At 54.8% G+C, this 18074-nt stretch carries 18 protein-coding genes; 14 read left to right on the top strand and 4 right to left on the bottom strand.

The annotated features are described in order from the left end of the window. Positions 1-89: 89 nt before the first annotated feature. From VK738_20405 to mnmA, 4 genes are all read left to right on the top strand, one after another. Positions 90-476 carry a BlaI/MecI/CopY family transcriptional regulator gene (locus tag VK738_20405; GenBank protein ID HTD25024.1) on the top strand — a complete coding sequence of 129 codons (387 nt, stop codon included), beginning with the start codon at positions 90-92 and terminating at the stop codon, positions 474-476. Next, a complete protein-coding gene (locus VK738_20410) occupies positions 473-2110 on the top strand; it encodes a M56 family metallopeptidase (GenBank protein ID HTD25025.1) in 1638 nt (545 codons plus the stop codon). Before VK738_20405 ends, VK738_20410 begins: the two co-directional genes overlap by 4 nt. Continuing rightward, on the top strand, positions 2107-2913 hold the full coding sequence (locus VK738_20415) for a TIGR03435 family protein (GenBank protein HTD25026.1): 807 nt from the start codon (positions 2107-2109) through the stop codon (positions 2911-2913). Before VK738_20410 ends, VK738_20415 begins: the two co-directional genes overlap by 4 nt. Positions 2914-3286: 373 nt before the next feature. Continuing rightward, positions 3287-4405, top strand: coding sequence for a tRNA 2-thiouridine(34) synthase MnmA (gene mnmA / locus VK738_20420; protein ID HTD25027.1), 1119 nt, complete (start codon positions 3287-3289; stop codon positions 4403-4405). A 136-nt stretch (positions 4406-4541) separates the two neighbouring features. Here mnmA and VK738_20425 read toward each other — a convergent pair whose 3' ends face one another. The 4 genes from VK738_20425 to VK738_20440 all read right to left on the bottom strand — a co-directional run bounded on the left by VK738_20425 (position 4542) and on the right by VK738_20440 (position 7307). Then, on the bottom strand, positions 4542-5480 hold the full coding sequence (locus VK738_20425; protein HTD25028.1) for a hypothetical protein: 939 nt from the start codon (positions 5478-5480) through the stop codon (positions 4542-4544). Between the two features lie 190 nt (positions 5481-5670). Next, positions 5671-6174, bottom strand: a complete 504-nt coding sequence (locus VK738_20430; GenBank protein ID HTD25029.1) for a hypothetical protein — start codon at positions 6172-6174, stop codon at positions 5671-5673. Between the two features lie 32 nt (positions 6175-6206). Beyond that, a complete protein-coding gene (locus VK738_20435) occupies positions 6207-6506 on the bottom strand; it encodes a YtxH domain-containing protein (protein ID HTD25030.1) in 300 nt (99 codons plus the stop codon). An 84-nt stretch (positions 6507-6590) separates the two neighbouring features. Beyond that, positions 6591-7307 (bottom strand): SDR family oxidoreductase, encoded by a 717-nt coding sequence (locus VK738_20440; GenBank protein ID HTD25031.1) that lies wholly within the window; start codon positions 7305-7307, stop codon positions 6591-6593. A gap of 344 nt (positions 7308-7651) precedes the next feature. Between VK738_20440 and VK738_20445 the strand changes: the two genes are divergently transcribed. The 10 genes from VK738_20445 (at position 7652) to VK738_20490 (ending at position 18067) form a co-directional block, all read left to right on the top strand. Next, entirely contained in the window at positions 7652-9034 is a 1383-nt protein-coding gene (locus tag VK738_20445; protein ID HTD25032.1) for a hypothetical protein, read from the top strand. Between the two features lie 190 nt (positions 9035-9224). After that, positions 9225-10028 carry an enoyl-CoA hydratase/isomerase family protein gene (locus VK738_20450; GenBank protein ID HTD25033.1) on the top strand — a complete coding sequence of 268 codons (804 nt, stop codon included), beginning with the start codon at positions 9225-9227 and terminating at the stop codon, positions 10026-10028. Between the two features lie 48 nt (positions 10029-10076). Continuing rightward, positions 10077-11261 carry a Phenylacetic acid catabolic protein gene (locus VK738_20455; GenBank protein HTD25034.1) on the top strand — a complete coding sequence of 395 codons (1185 nt, stop codon included), beginning with the start codon at positions 10077-10079 and terminating at the stop codon, positions 11259-11261. A gap of 137 nt (positions 11262-11398) precedes the next feature. Next, entirely contained in the window at positions 11399-12172 is a 774-nt protein-coding gene (locus VK738_20460; protein ID HTD25035.1) for an enoyl-CoA hydratase/isomerase family protein, read from the top strand. After that, positions 12169-12513, top strand: coding sequence for a cupin domain-containing protein (locus tag VK738_20465; GenBank protein HTD25036.1), 345 nt, complete (start codon positions 12169-12171; stop codon positions 12511-12513). The genes VK738_20460 and VK738_20465 overlap by 4 nt, the downstream gene beginning before the upstream one ends. A 6-nt stretch (positions 12514-12519) precedes the next feature. Next, complete coding sequence (locus tag VK738_20470) at positions 12520-12843, top strand: rhodanese-like domain-containing protein (GenBank protein HTD25037.1); 324 nt, start codon at positions 12520-12522, stop codon at positions 12841-12843. Between the two features lie 128 nt (positions 12844-12971). After that, positions 12972-13463 carry a (2Fe-2S)-binding protein gene (locus VK738_20475; protein HTD25038.1) on the top strand — a complete coding sequence of 164 codons (492 nt, stop codon included), beginning with the start codon at positions 12972-12974 and terminating at the stop codon, positions 13461-13463. Between the two features lie 176 nt (positions 13464-13639). Beyond that, positions 13640-16210 (top strand): molybdopterin cofactor-binding domain-containing protein, encoded by a 2571-nt coding sequence (locus VK738_20480; protein HTD25039.1) that lies wholly within the window; start codon positions 13640-13642, stop codon positions 16208-16210. Then, positions 16207-17208, top strand: coding sequence for an FAD binding domain-containing protein (locus tag VK738_20485; protein ID HTD25040.1), 1002 nt, complete (start codon positions 16207-16209; stop codon positions 17206-17208). The genes VK738_20480 and VK738_20485 overlap by 4 nt, the downstream gene beginning before the upstream one ends. Before the next feature lie 16 nt (positions 17209-17224). Beyond that, positions 17225-18067 (top strand): amidohydrolase family protein, encoded by an 843-nt coding sequence (locus VK738_20490; protein ID HTD25041.1) that lies wholly within the window; start codon positions 17225-17227, stop codon positions 18065-18067. Positions 18068-18074: the final 7 nt, after the last annotated feature.

Genomic DNA, 18074 nt, shown 5'->3' on the forward strand with positions numbered 1-18074 from the left:
TGTGCATTTTTGTTACAAAAACACTTGACATGGACTACATATATAGTAGGATTGCAAACAACTGTAGTAGATATGAAATCTTAAACATTATGGCCTTACCAAAACTGACAAAGTTGGAACTGCAGATTATGGAAGCGCTCTGGAGCCGAGGTGCTGCCTCGATTCGGGAGATTCAGGAGACTTTTCCCGAGCGCGACCGGCCAGCTTATACAACCGTGCAGACCACCGTCTATCGCATGGAACGTAAGAAGGTGCTGCGCCGCGTCAAGAAGATCAGCAACGCGCATATCTTCGAGGCAACCATCTCGCGCCAGGCGGCGCACCGCAGATTGATTGACGAGCTGTTGGGTCTGTTTGGCGGCCGCACACAGCCGGTCATGGCGCACCTGATTGAGTCGGGCAAGCTCACCCTGAACGACGTGCAGGAAGCGGAGAAGGCTGTGCGAAGACTGGGGAGAAAGGACAAATCGGAATGAGCATTTATATGATCGCGGCATTTTCACCTCTGGCATGGACGATCCTGGGGACGTCGGTAGCCAACCACCTGTGGCAATCAACCCTCTTTGCCGCAGTGGCATGGTTACTGACGCTTGCGCTAAGAAATAACCGCGCCCAGGTGCGTTATTGGCTCTGGCTGGCTGCATCGGTGAAATTCCTGATTCCGTTCTCGCTGCTGATTGGCATGGGCAGCCACCTGGGATGGCCGAAGGCCGCTGTCGTCCTCCAGCCCGGAGTCTCCGTGGTGATGCAAGAGATCGGCCAGCCTTTTGCGCAAGCGACGCCACGTTACGCGGCTGTGCCGGCGGCCTCGACGGCTCTGCTCCCTGCGCTCCTGTTGGTCGTGTGGTTGTGCGGTTGTGTGGGCGTGCTTCTGTTTTGGTGGTCGCGTTGGCGGCGCGTGACCCGCGCAGTGTGCGGAGCTTTCCCGCTGCAATCTGGACGCGAACTCGATGCACAACGCCGCCTTGAGTCAAGAGGAATAGCGGGGCCGATCAAGATCATTGCCTCTAAATCTGCCTTGGAACCAGGTGTTGTCGGCGTCTTCCGCCCGGTCATGCTGCTGCCGGCAGGGATATCAGACCGGCTGACAGACGCGCAATTGGAGGCGATCATCGCGCACGAATTGTGCCACGTTCGCCGCCGCGACAATCTGCTGGCGGCGATCCATATGCTGGTGGAAGCTCTCTTCTGGTTTCATCCGCAGGTGTGGTGGATCGGGGCGCGGCTGGTAGACGAGCGCGAGCGCGCCTGCGACGAAGAGGTATTGCGCCTGGGCAGCGAGCCGCAGGCATATGCCGAAGGCATCCTGAAAGTCTGCGAATTTTATCTGGAATCGCCGCTGGTCTGCGTGACCGGGGTTACGGGATCGAATCTCAAGAAAAGAATCGAGGACATCATGACAAATCGCATAGCAAGCAAACTGGATTTCACCAAGAAGCTATTGCTTGCCAGCGTAAGCGTGGCGGCAGTGGTCGTGCCTATCGCCATCGGCTTTCTGAGTCCAATAGCAGGTCGAGCGCAGTCGCAGACCGAGGCTGCTGCCTCGCCGGTATTTACAAATGTTTCCATCAAGCTGCATCCGCCGGATAAGCCAGGAGAAATCAAGTCTTTGATGCTTCGAGAACCCGGAAGCTCGGAGTGGAAAGCGACAAACGTAACTGTAAGGCAGCTCATTCAGTCCGCATATGGACTCATCAATCGTGAAATTTCAGGAGGGCCAGACTGGCTCGCATCCGAAAAATACGATATCAGTGCGCAGGTTGAGCAATCCGCTAACCCTGACCAGATCAAGCCAAAGATCCAGAATCTTTTGGCGGACCGGTTTAAATTTAAATTCCATCGCGAAACGCAAGAGCTGCCGGTCTACGAGCTGGTTGCAGGAAAAAACGGGCCCAAGCTCAACGGGGTGGTGGCCGGCGACGTATTGCCTCACATGTTCCATATATCTATGACTGGCGGTCATCGCCATTTTGAAGCCAAACAGATTGGCATCTCGCAACTGGCAATCTTCCTGTCGGGTTCGACTGGGCGCCTAGTACAGGACAAAACTGGAATCCAGGGAGTTTACGATTTCAACTGGACTGGACGCCGGGAGACAGCCAATCTGTGATTACGGCCGTACAGGAGCAGCTCGGGTTCGAACTAAATCCGCAAACCGCACCCGTTGAAACCCTGATTATTGACAGCGTTGAAAAACCCTCCACCGACCAGCCAGGAACACAATCTGAATTCCAGTCACAGAGCAAGGATGTAGCGGGGCCGGCATTCGCGAGCGTATCCATCAAGCCAAGTGATGTTGAGCAAAAGGGCTGGTGGTCGCACGCTTATCCGGATGGCAGATTTGTGGTTCGCAATGCCAATCTAAAGGCTCTCGTTCAAAGGGCCTATGGCATCGACCTGGTTTCAATTCCAGATGCGCTGAATTCGCAAAGATATGATATCGACGCAAACGCGGCTGGTCCTGCGCAACCCGACCAGCTTGTGCTGATGCTTCGGACCCTCTTGAGCGCCAAATTCAAACTTGCATCTCACATCACAACCAAAGAGATGCCTGTCTATATGCTGGTTGTAGGACCCCAGGGACCAAAGCTCGGCCCCGTGGACCAGGCTGCGGACAAATGCGACTTCACCATCAAAGCTCCGGGGGGCGAAGCCCACATCGTGGGCAAGGGTACCACGTCATGCCTGGCCAATATTTTGAATTATCTAAGCCAGGCGGACCCTCCCTCGCTCGATCGTCCTGTATTAGACAACACCGGACTCAAAGGAGTCTTTGATTTTGATATCCCCGTAGATTTGGGGGCATCCTCTTCTTTCCATGCGGCCATGCAGCAGCTCGGCCTGAAACTGGAGGCCAATACCGCCAGCATGGAACTGCTCGTTATTGACCATGCGGAACAAGTCGCCGACTAAGGGCGCCGGTACGGCTACGGATTGTGGCCTTTGTTGACGCTGCAGCCACACGTCCCTCAAGCGCGAGTGGAAGCAGATTTACGGAACCGAACGAGAAGAGCGTATGGACCTAAACGGACGGCGTCTGGAGGCGCTTTGATGCGAGGCCATAGCCGGCTTGTCGAGATGATATTCCTGGCACTGGGGCACTTAGCATTTAGCCAAGTAAGAGCATTCAGCACTCAGCATTCAGCCAATACAAAATCTCTATATTCAAACAATAACTTCGAACGTGATCTTATGAGAACATAGTAAGCGTGAGGGTAAAAATACCCGTAATTCAGCTTTTCGTCATATTCTTGTAGACGTGGTTTAGCTGAATGCTGACTGCTGAATGCTCGAAAATAAGACCATTGCCGTAGCCATGTCGGGCGGTGTGGATTCCTCCACCGTCGCGGCCATGCTCCGCGCTGAAGGGCATAACGTCGTGGGGTTGACCATGCAGCTCTGGAACCAGCGTCGCCTTGCTGGGCGCGAGGGCATGCCCGAGCAGGTCCGGGGGCGCTGTTGTTCGATTGAAGATGTATACGATGCCCGCCGCGTGGCGGAGGTGCTTGGCATCCCTTACTACGTGGTCAACCACGAAGAGCGCTTTGAGCATGATGTGGTTCGTCCCTTCGTCGAAGAGTATCTCTCCGGCAGGACCCCGATCCCCTGCAGTTTGTGCAACAATCACTTGAAGTTTGATCAGTTACTCCTTACAGCACAACAGATTGGGGCTGACACCCTTGCCACAGGCCACTACGCCCAGGCGGAGTTCAATCCAGCCAGCGAGCGCTGGAACCTGCGCCGCGGAGTGGACCGCTCCCGTGATCAAAGTTACTTTCTTTTTGGCCTGACCCAGGAACAGCTTTGCCGTACCATCTTTCCCTTGGGCAACATGATCAAGCCACAGGTGCGGGAAAAGGCGCGCGCTTTGGGACTGGCGCCAGCGACAACCGAGAAGCCCGATTCGCAGGAGATATGCTTTGTCCCCGGCGGCGACTATAAGAAGTTCATTGATGCGTATCTGGCCGAGCAGGGTGAAGCTCTGCCCGATACCTCCGGAGAGTTAGTGACCCCTTCCGGCAAGGCAATAGGAGAGCACGGGGGCATACACCACTTCACCGTAGGCCAGCGCAAGGGACTGGGCGTAGCTACCGGCTCACCGCTCTACGTTCTGGAGATTCGTGGCGACAAGAAGCAGGTCGTGGTTGGCCCGGGCGACGAGTTGCAGTCAACTACTCTCCGTGCGCGGCGCATCAATCTGATTTCGGCTGCTCACCTCGATCAGCCCATGCGGATTACAGCCAAGATACGCCACCGCCACGAGCCGGCTTCGGCTACCGTACAGCAGACCGGCGACGACGAAATCACTGTGACCTTCGACCAGCCCCAGCGCGCCATTACTCCCGGACAGGCAGTTGTGCTGTATGACGGTGAGAACGTGGTGGGCGGGGGATGGATTGTTTAGCATTCAGCTAAAGACACGCCCTTTCAAGGTTACACGCAGTCAACACGCCGAAAGAGAAACTTCGCGCTGCAGTTCATCGGAGATGCCCCGATGCCCGGGTCTGGCATCCCTCGATCCAATCAAAGCTACCTCTGAGCTACCTCTGACCTGGGACGTACACGCGCCCGGCTGCTACTAACTCAGCATTTGGGACTTCGGTCTCAAGTTTGACACGCTGGTATCCGGCCTTCTTCCCAAGTCTGGCAAGAAAGGTGAGCCTGTATTGATGTTTGAACCGGTCGGTCAATTGTTGCAAATAAGGCGCGAAGGCAATGGGCATTTCAAAGCCCTGGAAGTAAGCTTCGCCTCCGGTTTCGTCCGCGAGCCGGGAGAGGTTGCTTTGGCCCCAATTCAACCGCCAGAAACTATGGCTTGGATGTCCGCTCGGTGAAGCGTAAATGGAATAAATCTGGACTCCAGCCCGCTGGGCCTGATCAATTGTCTGGTCAAGATAAGTATCGCTCGGTCCCGGTTGAAGATAATCTACACCGGAGGAAATGAGGAGAACCTCGCGGCTAGCGGTGCTTTCGGGCCAGTGCTTGATCATATCTGTGATGGCCGTGTACGGACTCGCCCCTCCCGCTCCAGAACCTAGAGGCAGGCGCAAAGCCTTGGCTGCCAGAGCATGGTCATTGGTCAGATTCTGGACGATATTCACGTCGCCGTTGCGTATATATCCGACAGCGATCTTCGTCGTGGCCGGCTGGCTGGTGATGAATTTGCGAAGGTCATCGAGCTGCAAACCGAGTGTGGTGTCGGTAGAGTCGTCAATAAGAACAAAAAGCTCAACCCCAGCCGGGTCTGCCTGCAATGGAACCCAGTCTTTCACCTCGGCTCGATTACCTTCTTGAGAGACCACGACATCCTCGCGGGAAATCGAGGGGACCTCCTTACCATGCTTGGCTTCGACTGAGACAATCATGCTTACTGGAATGGTTGCAGGAGAAACCCCTTCCAGGGGCGACCAGACGGCAGGCAATGCGATGACGACTGCCAACGCAAAAAGCATCAGACATTTTTCGATTTGTTTTCTCATTGTTCCTCCTCTGAAATTCAGCTTTTGGAATTTCGGTTTGCTTTGAGGACATTCGGAAGACGTTACGTCACTTTGCGGGAAAGGACTTTCAGCGACTTCGCTCTGGATGCAAACATGCAAAAAACTTTCGGCCGCTTTGTGGAGCGGGCTAAGGGTCGGCACAAAATGCGCAGAACTCTAGACAAAAACTCTAGATAAACAACTCCTCATCCTGCGGCAGGCCTTCCTGGGGATGGTTGTGGCCTCTACGGCGGAGCAGAGTCTGAAGTCCTACAGTGAGCCCACTAATAATCCCGGCGATATGGCGCACCGGCGATATGACGGAGTGCTGAATAATTTCAGTGGTTTCCTCCACCCGGTCCATGGCGCGGCTGATCATGTCATCGGCGCGGACCACCTGCAGCCGCGTGCGGTCAATAATGTCGCTGACCGTGGTATCCATGCGCTCGACTTGGGAGCGCAGTGAGGTGGAGGTGACTGCCAGGTTTTCCGTGATGGTACGCAGTTTCTCGCGCGAGTCTGTAAGGATGGTGCCGGCAGCGTCCAGCACGGGAATAGCGCGCTTGTGCACTTCGCTGGTCATCGCTTCCACGCGCGCGCTGGTTTTCTTGAATTGGAAATACAGCGCAGCCAGGATTAGCATTTGCAGCAACACAGCCAATCCTATGATGACAATAAATATTTGAAGCCACATTTCCATAGATACAGAGCGTTCAGTAAGTGGTATTAAGATTTCTCTGTGGTTGCCGTGTCCCGGTATGCCTGGCGTCCGGCTTCATAAGCAGCTTTGAACTGTTCTTTCTGCTGCTTCACGGCGTCTTTGCCTTTGGATGCCCATTCGGTTACCTGTTCACGGGCGGCCGAGCCCTTGGTGACCAGATAATCGCGGCCCTCTTCGGCGGCGTCCAAAATGGCTTGCCGTGTTTCCCGCCCCGAACGTGGAGCATAGAGCACGCCCACCAGAGCTCCCAGCCCCAAGCCTGCTAAAAACCACATGATGGCGTTACTGCCGTCGCGATCTGACATGTTGTCCTCCCAGAACAAATAGCAAAGGTGCTGATGGTAACACACAAACGTTCAGCACTCCAATTGCCTTTACTCATAACCATTCTACGGCTTCTGCGTGGGCCTGAGCACTATTTCGCTGGCAAAAGATTGCGGCGCCTGGGTAACCAGCATAGCCACAACATGAGCAACGTCGTCAGGACGCAACATCTTGCTCTTGTCTCTGCCGGTATGCGGCGAAAGCTCGGTATCCACCGAGCCAGGGCAAACCACCGAGACGCGGATGTTATGGCCCCGCAGCTCCTCGGCCACAGAATATGTCAATCCGTTCAACCCCCATTTGGATGCGGCATAGGCAGCTCCGTTTGCCAGCGCATTTTTCCCGGCAATTGAGGAGATGTTCACAATGTCCCCGCTGCGGGCGCGGATCATCATCGGCGCAAAGGCCCGAATACAGTAATACACGCCCCGCAAATTGGTGTTAAACACCTTATCCCATTCTTCCGGAGCAAGTTGGTGTAGGGGAGTGCCAAAAGCGCCTACTCCGGCGTTGTTGACCAGGATATCTGATCGCTGAAAGGTTTTCTCCACACGCGCGGCCAGGGCCTCCACTGCGCGCAGGTCGGTCACATCACAGGCCATGGTTTCACACTGGCCGCCGTGTGCCGCAATGGTTCGAGCTGTCTCTTGCAGTGCGGCCGGCGTGCGGCCACAAAGGATGGTGTTCGCCCCCATCTGGGCGAGTCTTTGTGCGATCGCGGCGCCTATGCCGCGGCCGCCACCCGTAACAACGGCGATCTTCCCGCTGAGCGTACCTTCCATGATCTTTCGCCTTTCTCCTTTTCTTCACACCGCTGGTGTGAAGCTTCCAACCAAGCAGCATACAATTTGCATCTTACAAAACACAGAGCAAATTTGGCTCGTATGCGGCACAATCGCTCCCCAGGCTGTGCCGCGTTGGAGCTTGCAGAGCAGAAACCCTTAGATGAAAACCCGAAGGAGTATCTAAACTTGCTATTGCGAGGCTGCATTTCTATAATGCCAAGCTTCGGGTGGAATTCCGTCAGGCCACAGCTTTTCAACCAGGGAAAATCGAGGGCTGGCACCAAGTTAGAACTGTTCTACCTGAGATCTCGTGACCCAAATTGTTCTGAACTGAAGGAGCTATGATGAAGAAGCTGAACCTGCTTGCCATTTGGGTACTCGCGGCCGTTGTCGCGGGCATGGCACAGCAAACTACCACCCCAACTAGTGCCCCGCAAACCACCACCCCAACCACTGCCCCACCGACCACGACCCCACCCGCTACTGGTGACCAAGTTTGTCAGCCGGCGACGGGAGAGCCACAGAAAAAAGAGATTAAAGATCCTGCTGAATACAATGCATACGTGAATGCCACGGGCATCACTGATCCTGCTACCCGTGCGAACGCGCTCGAGCAGTTCATTGCCCAGTATCCCACCAGTGTTGTAAAAGATGATGCTCTCGAGCAGCTTATGGGAGCCTACCAGCAGGCGGGTAATCCCAAAGCTTTGGATGCAGCTGAGCGTGTTTGGAAGGCGAATCCTTGCAACGTGCGCGCTTTGGTGGTCCTGGCCTACAACACGAAGATTAGAGCCGAGTCAGAAAATCCTCCGAATCCGCAGACGGCTGCGCTTGCCGTAAAGTACGGTGAGGCCGGCTTACAGGCGCTCAAAACTTACGCCAAGCCTGATCCCATGAAGCCTGAGGATTTTGAAAAATTCAAAATCATCGCTCTGCAGGTTTTCAATGGCACTGCCGGGCGCGGTTCCTTGAACAATAAGGATTATCCTTCGGCGCAAAAGTATTTCCAGGCCGCCCTCGAGACAGAACTTCGTATGGATCCCAACGATCCCGGGCAATTGCAGAATGTATATCCGTTGGCGATTGCTTATCTGACGCCCAAGCCCATTAATGTGGTTGGTCTGTGGTATATAGCGCGTGCCGTCGCTCTGAGCCAGGGTGCCGCACAAGCCGAGATCGCCAAATATGGCAAAGCCAAGTATTACTACTATCACGGCGACTATGATGGCTGGGATCAGGTCGTGGCCCAGGCCGCTACCCAGACCACCCCTCCGCCTAACTTCACTGTTACTCCTGCTCCCACACCGGCTGAACAGGTGAAGAAAATCGCGGAATCCAAAGATCCTAAGCAGATGGATTTCGGCGAGTGGCAGCTTATTTTTACCTATGGCGACCAGGCAACTACAGATCGTGTGTGGAACGCTATCAAAGGCGTGCCGCTACAGTTTGAGGCTCAGGTGCTCGATGTCAAACCAGAAAGCCTTATGCTGGCAGCGACTCAGGATGCCATTGACGCCGGCAAACCTGACGTGGAAGTGACGATGGCCGTACCCATTCCGGCAGCCCGAATGCCGAAAGTCGGAACTTCGATCAAGCTGCAGGCAAATCCGGCTTCCTATGACAAGACCCCCTATCTGATGCACATGGATACGGGTAAGCTTGCTGTGGCTAAGCCGGCGGGTCATGTTGCGCCTCACAAGCCGTTGCATCACACGCATAAATAAGTAAGTAATCTGCTTCAGTTGAAGAATTAAAAGGCAGCCCCACGAGGCTGCCTTTTTATTTTATACGGGAAGTTTGCAATTGCTTTTAAAGATCCGTGTCAATCCGTGGCGAAAATTTCTCAAAAACTGCGATAATAGGATGTAAGATTTTTCGCGGCCTCAAACTCTAATCCGTACAGGAGTTCCTTCCATGGCAACAGCGACCGAGATCAAACCGCTGATCAATTACAAAGTAGATGAAGGCGTAGCCGTCATCGAGATGCACGACCCGCCGGCCAATACCTACACCTATGAGATGAACCGGCAGCTCGATGACGCCATCCTGCAAGCCCGCATGGATAACAACGCGCATGTCATCCTGCTCACCGGCGCGGGTGACAAGTTTTTCTCCGCTGGCGCGAACATCCGTATGCTGGCCAGCGTGGATCCGACCTTCAAGTATTACTTCTGCCTGCACGCCAACGAGACCCTGTTGCGTCTGGAGCACACGCCCAAACTGGTGATCGCCGCGATCAACGGTCATTGCGTGGGTGGTGGACTTGAAATCGCCATGGCGGCTGATATCCGCATAGCACGCAAGGACGCAGGCAAGATTGGCCTGCCCGAAGTCAACCTGGGCGTGCTGCCTGGGACCGGAGGAACTCAGCGCCTCTCGCGCATGGTAGGCAAATCCAAGGCCATTGAGCTGATGGTAATAGGGAATACCTTTTCCTTCGAAGAAGCCAAAGAGTTGGGGATTCTCAACGACATCTTTGAGCGCGAGAACTTCATGGAAAACATCATGGATTACGCCCGCCAGTTCTGCCCACCCAATAAAGCGTCCAAGGCCGTAGGACGAATCAAGCGCGCGGTGCAGACGGGCTGGGAAATCCCGATGGAATCGGCGCTGGCAGTGGAGCGAGAGAACCAGCAACTACTCTTCCAGAGTGAAGACGCCAAAGAAGGTCTGAACGCTTATGTAGAGAAGCGCCCAGCAACCTTCAAGGCCAAGTGAAATCTAACTTCGTGCCCTTTGTGGTTAACCGTATTACGGAGATTCTCTATGGCTTCCATGTTAAAAATCGGCACCTTCGGCGATTGGGTTGGATTGTTTGAAGATTGGCGCAGAGAGATCGGCGTGAACCCTAAAGAAGTCTCCGATTTCAAATTCGAGACCCTCTACGGCGCCATTGAGACAGTGGAGATCCAGTTCGGCCACTACAAGGGCCAGCGCAAGTGGGAGAACCTGCGCAAGGTCCCCACGCAGAACATGCGCGATGCGCTGATGAACCTGATCGTCTATCAGGGCGATACCGAGTTTGCCAGCGTTGAGCAGCAGCGCTACTTGTTCAACTCCTCGCCTAGCGAATATGATCGTCGCGCTCTCACCCGCGTCATGATCGAAGAGATGCGCCACGGCTGGCAGATGTGTGCCCTGCTGATCGAGCACTTCGGACACTCCGGCAAAGTCGAGGCACAAAAAATGCTCGAGCGCCGCGCCTTCGAGAACAAGCGCCTGCTCGGTTCTTTCAACGAAGACGTAGATAACTGGCTCGATTTTTTCTGCTACACCGATTTTGTGGATCGTGACGGCAAATTCCAGCTTCAGATGCTTAAGTATTCTGCTTTCGCGCCGCTGGGCCGCTCCATGTCGTACATGCTGCGGGAAGAGGCCTTCCACATGGGTACGGGCAACACCGGCTTGCAGCGCATCGCCGAGGCGGGTGTGCTACCGGGCTGGCTGATGCAAAAGTATCTGAACAAATGGATTTCCAGCGCCTATGACCTCTTCGGCACAGATCATTCTTCTTCCGCCCACTGGGCTTATGTTTGGGGCCTCAAGGGACGCTACGATGAACTCAAGAACCAGGGAGGCGCGCAACTCGATGACCTGAACGATTACAGCCGCCGGTTGTATCACGATGAGGTTGCGGGTCTGCTGGCGCGCATCAGTGCAGGTCAAAAATCCGGACAGCCTGAGTTGTACACGCCTGACATCAAATTCAATCGCCACATCGGGCGCTACGCCGGCATGAAGTTCCACTCGCGGACCGGTGAACCGTTGGATGAAAAGTCCTATCAAGAACATTCGGAAGAATGCATGCCGGGCCCCAAAGACCGCAAGTTGTTGCTCGACATCCTGGCTGCGGAAAAAAACTGGATCACTCCCCGCGTCGGCGTGCGCGATCCGCTGGAAACCATCGGCGAGCCGCGTAAATCGGCCATGACCACGCCGATCATTAATTGAGTGATTGATTCATCGGGTCATTTTCTCATTGGGTAATCGGGTAATTTGGTAATTTGACGACTTGGCAATGAATTGCACAATTACCAAATTACTCAATTACTCAATTTCTCTCTGCGCCTCCGCGGTTAATTGATCTCATGCCAACGACCTACAAACAAGTCCAGGTAATCCTCGATCCTCCCGCAGCCAAAATCACGTTGGCCAATCCACCGCTGAACGTCATTGATGTCCCTATGATGGAAGAGCTTGCCGAAGCTCTTAAGCAACTCGAACCACAACCCGAAGTTTCTACCATTATTTTCTCTGGCAGCGAACAGAATTTTTCTGCCGGCGTAGATGTTGCCGCCCACACACAGGATAAAGTCCGTGAGATGCTGGCCAAATTTCACACCATCATCCGCGCCATCGTCAACGCAAAGAAGGTCACAATAGCCGTGGTGCGCGGCAACTGCCTGGGAGGCGGGGCCGAGCTGGCCATGGTCTGTGACATGGTTTTTACCACCCGCGACGCCCATTGGGCCTTTCCTGAAATCAAGCTGGGATGCTTCCCGCCGGTCGCCTCCGTCGGCCTGGCAGCGCTCGTTGGCCAAAAGCGTGCGGCAGAGCTGGTCCTGACTGGCCGTCAAATCTCCGGCGCAGAGGCTCTCACAATGGGATTGGTCAACGCTGCTGTGGAGGGTGAAGAACTCGCAACCGTCGTAGATGAAACCCTGAAGCGCCTTTCGAAACTAAGTCCCGCATCCCTGGCTGTAACTAAAAAAGCGGTGTACTGTTGGGACGCGATGCACTTTGAGAAAGGCCTGGCCCGTGCCGAACAGATTTACCTGGAAGAATTGATGAAGACGGAAGACGCGCAAGAGGGAATTAAGGCCTGGCTGGAAAAGCGCGACCCGACTTGGAAAGCAAAATGATAAAGAACCCGCAGAACTCCGAGCACTACACCTGGGGGAAGAATTGCGACGGCTGGCATCTGGTGAAAGATAACAGACTGAGCGTGATCTACGAGCGCATGCCTCCGGGAACTTCAGAAGCGCGTCATTATCACAACCAGGCCCAGCAGTTCTTTTTTATTCTCGAGGGTGCAGCGGTTCTTGAAGTGGAAGAGAAGGAGTTTACTCTGAATCGACAAGACGGGTTACACATCTCTCCGGGCCAGGCTCATCGAATCTTCAACAAATCCGAAAATGACTTGGTATTTCTTGTAATATCGCAGCCGCCATCGCACCGCGACCGGGTTAACACAGAAAGTTAGGAAAACATGGATTACGAAATCCCAGCGGACGAACTTAAGATCAAGCTGACCGCGAAAGAACCTTTGACGATTCTTGATGTCCGCGAGCCGTGGGAATACGCCGCAGCACGTATTGAAGGCAGCAAGCATATACCGATGGGCGATGTGCCTGCACGCGCCCACCAGGAGCTCGATCCCGAGGAGCACATTGTCGTAATTTGCCACCACGGCGTGCGTTCGTTAAACGTGGCCCATTGGCTGCGTCTGCAAGGATTCGAGAAAGCACAATCTTTGCAGGGTGGTATTGACCATTGGTCGCGCACCATTGATTCCAAAATACCTGTGTATTGATGTACCAACGCGCTAAATAGCCATGCTACAGAGATGAGTAAACTCTTAGCAGTACAATGAGCTTAGATGCGCTAGGTTGAATCGCAAACGGTAAAAGCCAATAGCGAATAGCTAAAAGCTTCTTTTTCATGCCCAAACAACTCATCGAGCTTCGCGTCAACGGCCGGAACTATGAGATTGCGGTTGAGCCCAGCCAACTGCTGCTCGATTGCCTGCGCCAGGATTTGCAGCTTACCGGCTCCAAGCGCGGCTGTGATGATTCTTCTTGTGGCGCTTGCACTGTACAAGTAGATGGCATTCCCGTGCTTTCCTGCACCATGCTGGCGGCAAGCTGCCAGGAGCGCGAGATTACGACGATTGAAGGAGTAGCTGAGCATGGCTGTTTGGCGGCGATCCAGAAGGCCTATGGCGAGTGGGGAGGCGCGCAGTGCGGCTTCTGTACGCCCGGCTTCATTATGACGGTGAAGGCCTTGCTGACACATAATCCTGAGCCGACAGATGAAGATATCCGCCACGCTCTCAGCGGAAACCTGTGCCGTTGCACCGGATACACACAGATGTTTCAGGCCATAAAATCAGCAATCGAGGCTGAGCAAAAGGGAATAGCGGCGGGGAAATAATTTTTACCGCAGAGGCGCGGAGAAAACCAAAACAAAACCTAACCACAAAGTGCACAAAGGCAGACGAAGGACACAAGACAAACCTTCATAGATTTTGAGTGAGATTAGTACAGAGACGCGAAACAATGAAATTGACTAAAAACTCCGCGTCTCCGCGGTTAAAAAGGTTTAAGCAAATGTCTGATTTCTCGATCATCGGCAAGCGCATCGCGCTCATTGACGCCGCCGCCAAGACCACCGGCCAGGGCAAATACACTGATGATCTCTCGCTTCCCGGAATGCTTGTAGGCAAGATTCTGCATTCGCCCTACCCTCATGCCCGCATCAAGAAGATTGACGCCTCGCGCGCGCTGGGGCTTGAAGGAGTAGTCGCGGTGGTTACAGGTGAAGATGCGCCCAATCAATACGGCATTCTTCCCGTGGGTCACGACGAAACCGCGCTCGCCGTGGATAAAGTCCGCTACATCGGCGATAACGTGGCTTGCGTATGTGCGATATCTGAGGCCATTGCAGAAAAAGCACTGGAGTTGATTGATGTCGAATATGAAGTCCTGCCTGCATACTTCGATCCGGAAGACTCCATGAAGGCGCAGAACGACCTCATTCACGAGCACAAACCAAAAAATATTGAAAAAGAGTATCACCACGTCTTCGGCGAGCCCGAGAGGGCACTTGCCGGCTCCGATCATGTTGCCGAGGCACGCTACATCGCCAATGAAGTGACGCATGCGGCCCTGGAGCCACACTCCACGCTGGCCAGCTTTGAATATGATTCGCAGACCGGCCAACCCGGACGCCTGACAGTATGGTCCTCCACCCAGGTCCCGTATTACCTGCAGCACAAGCTCTCCATTGTTTTGGAGCTGCCCATGTCGCAGATTCGCGTCATCAAGCCGCTGGTGGGCGGCGGCTTCGGCGGCAAGAGCGAAGTTATTCCGCTCGAAATCATCGCCGCCGTCGCTGCGCGCAAAGCCAAAGCTCCGGTCAAGATTACCTACACACGCGAAGAGGTCTTCTGGGCGCATCGCGGACGTCCGCGCACCATCATTGATCTCAAAACGGGAATGAGAAAAGACGGTCGCATCACTGCCGTCGCCGCCAAAGTTATCCAGGATGGCGGCGCTTACTGCTCCTATGGCATCGTCACCATTCTTTACTCTGGTGCTCTACTGAATGCGATTTACGATATCCCTAACGTGCGCTTCGATGGTTACCGTGTCTTGACCAACAAGCCGGCTTGCGGAGCTATGCGCGGCCACGGAACCGTCAACGTGCGCTTCGCCTTTGAGTCACAACTTGATGAGCTGTGTGTCAAAGTTGGCAAAGATCCTGCGGAGGTACGCCGCATCAATCTGCTGCGAGCGCCCTGCATCACGGTCAATGGTCTGCGGGTGCAAAGCTATGGCTTGCCGGAGTGCCTGGATAAAGTTATTGAGCGCTCCGGATGGCGCGCACGCAAGGTCAAGCTGAGCCGCTCCCGTGGTCTAGGACTGGCTTGCAGCCACTATGTCTCGGGCGCAGCCAATTCGATCATTCGCTCTGACATGCCGCACTCCACGGTCAATATCAAAGTGGACCGCGACGGCGGGGTCGTCATCTACACCGGCGCCTCTGAGATCGGCCAGGGCTCCGACACCATGGTGGCCCAGATTGTCGCTGAGGCACTGGGCTGCACATTGCAGCGCGTGAAGGTGATTGCCGCCGATACCGATCTCACGCCGGTGGATATCGGCTCATATTCCAGCCGCGTGACCTTCATGAACGGCAATGCCGCATTGCAGGCGGCGAAAGAGGTTCGGCAAAAGATAGCAGCCGCAGCCGCCAGAAAAATGACCTGCGCTGCGGAAGACATCATGATTCGCAGCGATCAGGTGACCAAACGGGGAAGCAACGGCGTTCCACCTCCGGCGGCTGAAGCTACCAACGTAGCCACTGCTTCTGGCCGCGTTGAAGGACAAATCCTCCGCGACTCCGTTCAGCAGCAACGCAAAGATGATGGTCCAAAAGAGCGTATGAGTTTTGAAGAAGCCGTCGTTGCCGCCATGGATTTTCACGGCACACTCACCGGCACCGGTTCCTATGCGCCTCCGGTTGAAGCTAAAGGCGGCAAGCATAAGGGCGCGGGCGTGGGCCCATCGCCAGCATACTCTTACTCAGCGCAAGTCGCCGACGTGAGCGTGGATGAAGAGACCGGCCAAGTTACCGTCCACAAAGTTTGGGCAGCGCATGATTGCGGGCGCGCCCTGAACCCGGTTTCCGTCGAAGGACAAATCATCGGCTCGGTCTGGATGGGCCTCGGACAGGCCCTGCAGGAAGAGATGGTCTGGAAAGACGGCCTGCTCATGAATCCCGGACTTCTGGAATACCGTTCGCCATCATCGGCGGAGTCGCCGGAGATTGAAGCCATCATCGTGGAGAGTATTGATCCCGAAGGTCCGTATGGGGCCAAAGAGGCCAGCGAAGGTTCAACCGCAGCCGTGATTCCTGCCATCGCCAATGCCATTTACGACGCGGTGGGAATCCGCCTGCGCGAAGCGCCATTCACGCCCGAGCGCGTACTGGCCGCGCTGCAGGCCAAAAGATCGGGAGGCAAGAAGATTGATATGACCAACCATATTGATCCCACAGCGCCAACACACTTTCGCGAGCACGGCGGCTCGCTTTGCTATAAAGACCGCGGACCCGAACGCCACCCGCATGATCCCGCGCGGCGCACCACAGAAGCCGAAGCCGGAGGCAACGATTGAGTCTGCCATCTTTCAAATTGCTGCGCCCGCGTACGATCCCGGAAGCGGTAGAGTTTCTTGGAATGCACGCCGAAAAAATTCAAATCCTCGCTGGCGGCACGGATATTATTCCTTCCATGAAGCAGCGGCTCTTTGAGCCCGAGTTTATGCTCGATATCCGCTCTATAGACGACCTGCAAAGCATCCGCGTTGTTCCCGGTTTAGGAATGGAGATCGGCGCTTTAACTACACTTTCTAAGCTCGAAGATTCCGAATACGTGCGCAGAAGTTATCCGGTGCTCCACGAAGCGGTGAAGACAGTAGCTTCGCCTCTCTTGCGCAATATGGGCACGCTTGGCGGCAACATCTGCCTGGATACGCGCTGCGTCTGGTACAACCAGTCGCTCACCTGGCGCAAATCCTGCGGCTTCTGCATTAAAAAAGATGGCGACCTCTGCCACGTGGCCCCCGGAGGAAAGCGCTGCTGGGCCGCGTTTTCTGGCGACACCCCCGCAGCGCTGCTCTGCCTGAATGCCGAACTGGAAATCGCTGGCCCTAAGGGCTTCCGCAGAATGCCTCTCAATGATTTCTATACAGGCCTTGGCGAGACGCCTATCAAACTGGATCGCTCAGAAATGCTGGTCCGGGTTTTTCTGCCAGAATCCTATGCCGGTTGGCTTGGAGCATATAAAAAGCTGCGCATTCGCGGCTCTATTGATTATCCTTTGGCGGGAGCTGCCGTCGCGTTGAAACAGCATGGCACCAGGGTTGAGGACGCCCGCGTTGCCATCACCGCGGTGAATCCTGCTCCCTATCTTGTTCCGGAAGCACCGCACGCGCTGATTGGCAGGCCAGTGAATGAACATAGCGCCATTGTCGTGGGCGAATTGGCCGCACACATAGCCAAGCCACTGACCACGTCGGCGCTTACTCCCGAATATCGCCGCGAGATGATTAAGGTGTTTGCAAAAAGGGCAGTGCTCGAGGCAGCAAACGTTAAGTACGGCTCCGCAAACTGAGAATAGAGAACTAGATTTGATTACCGACTGCCACGTCCACATTCAGCCCCTGGAGATGCTCAAAGCCGGGGCGCTTGAAGCTTTTAAAAAGAAGCGGCCGAACTTCGATCAGGTGATTGAGTTCTGCCGTTCGCCCAAAGCCTTTCTCAAGCACTTGGATGCCATCGGTGTCGGCCGTGCTGTGCTCATCAATTATGTTGCTCCTGAGGTCATGGGGTTCACAACTGAAGTCAATGAGTTCGTCGCAAACTATGTCAAAGAAAGTCCTAAGCGTCTGATTCCCTGTGGCAGCCTGCATCCGCGGCATACGGCCAATGTTCTCGCAGATATGGAGAAGATTGTGCGCCTCGGCATCAGGATGATTAAAATCCATCCGCCACACCAGTTGCTTTACCCCAATGATTATTTGAACGGCGTGAAAGAGCTGGAGATCATCTACCGCGCCGCCGAAGCCAACGGAATTCCTATTATGGTACACACTGGGACTTCTATCTTTCCCGGTGCACGCAATAAATACGGCGACCCCATGTATGTGGATGACGTCGCCGTGGATTTCCCCAAGCTAAAAATTCTGCTGGCCCATGGAGGCAGGCCGCTCTGGATGGAGCATGCTTTCTTCCTGATCCGCCGCCATCCCAATGTTTATCTCGATATCAGCGGAATCCCGCCTAAAGCTCTGCTACGCTACTTCCCGCGTCTGTCAGAGATAGCGCCCAAGACTTTGTTTGGCACAGATTGGCCCGGCCCAGGCGTGCTTGATATGAAACAGAATCTCGAAGATTTTCGTGCTCTGCCGCTGACCCGGGAAATTCAGGAGCAGATATTAGTTAAGACGGCATTGAGCATCTGGCCTGCGTAGTCTGCCG

Source organism: Terriglobales bacterium (assembly GCA_035487355.1).
In the GTDB taxonomy this organism is placed as follows: Bacteria; Acidobacteriota; Terriglobia; order Terriglobales; family Acidobacteriaceae; genus QIAW01.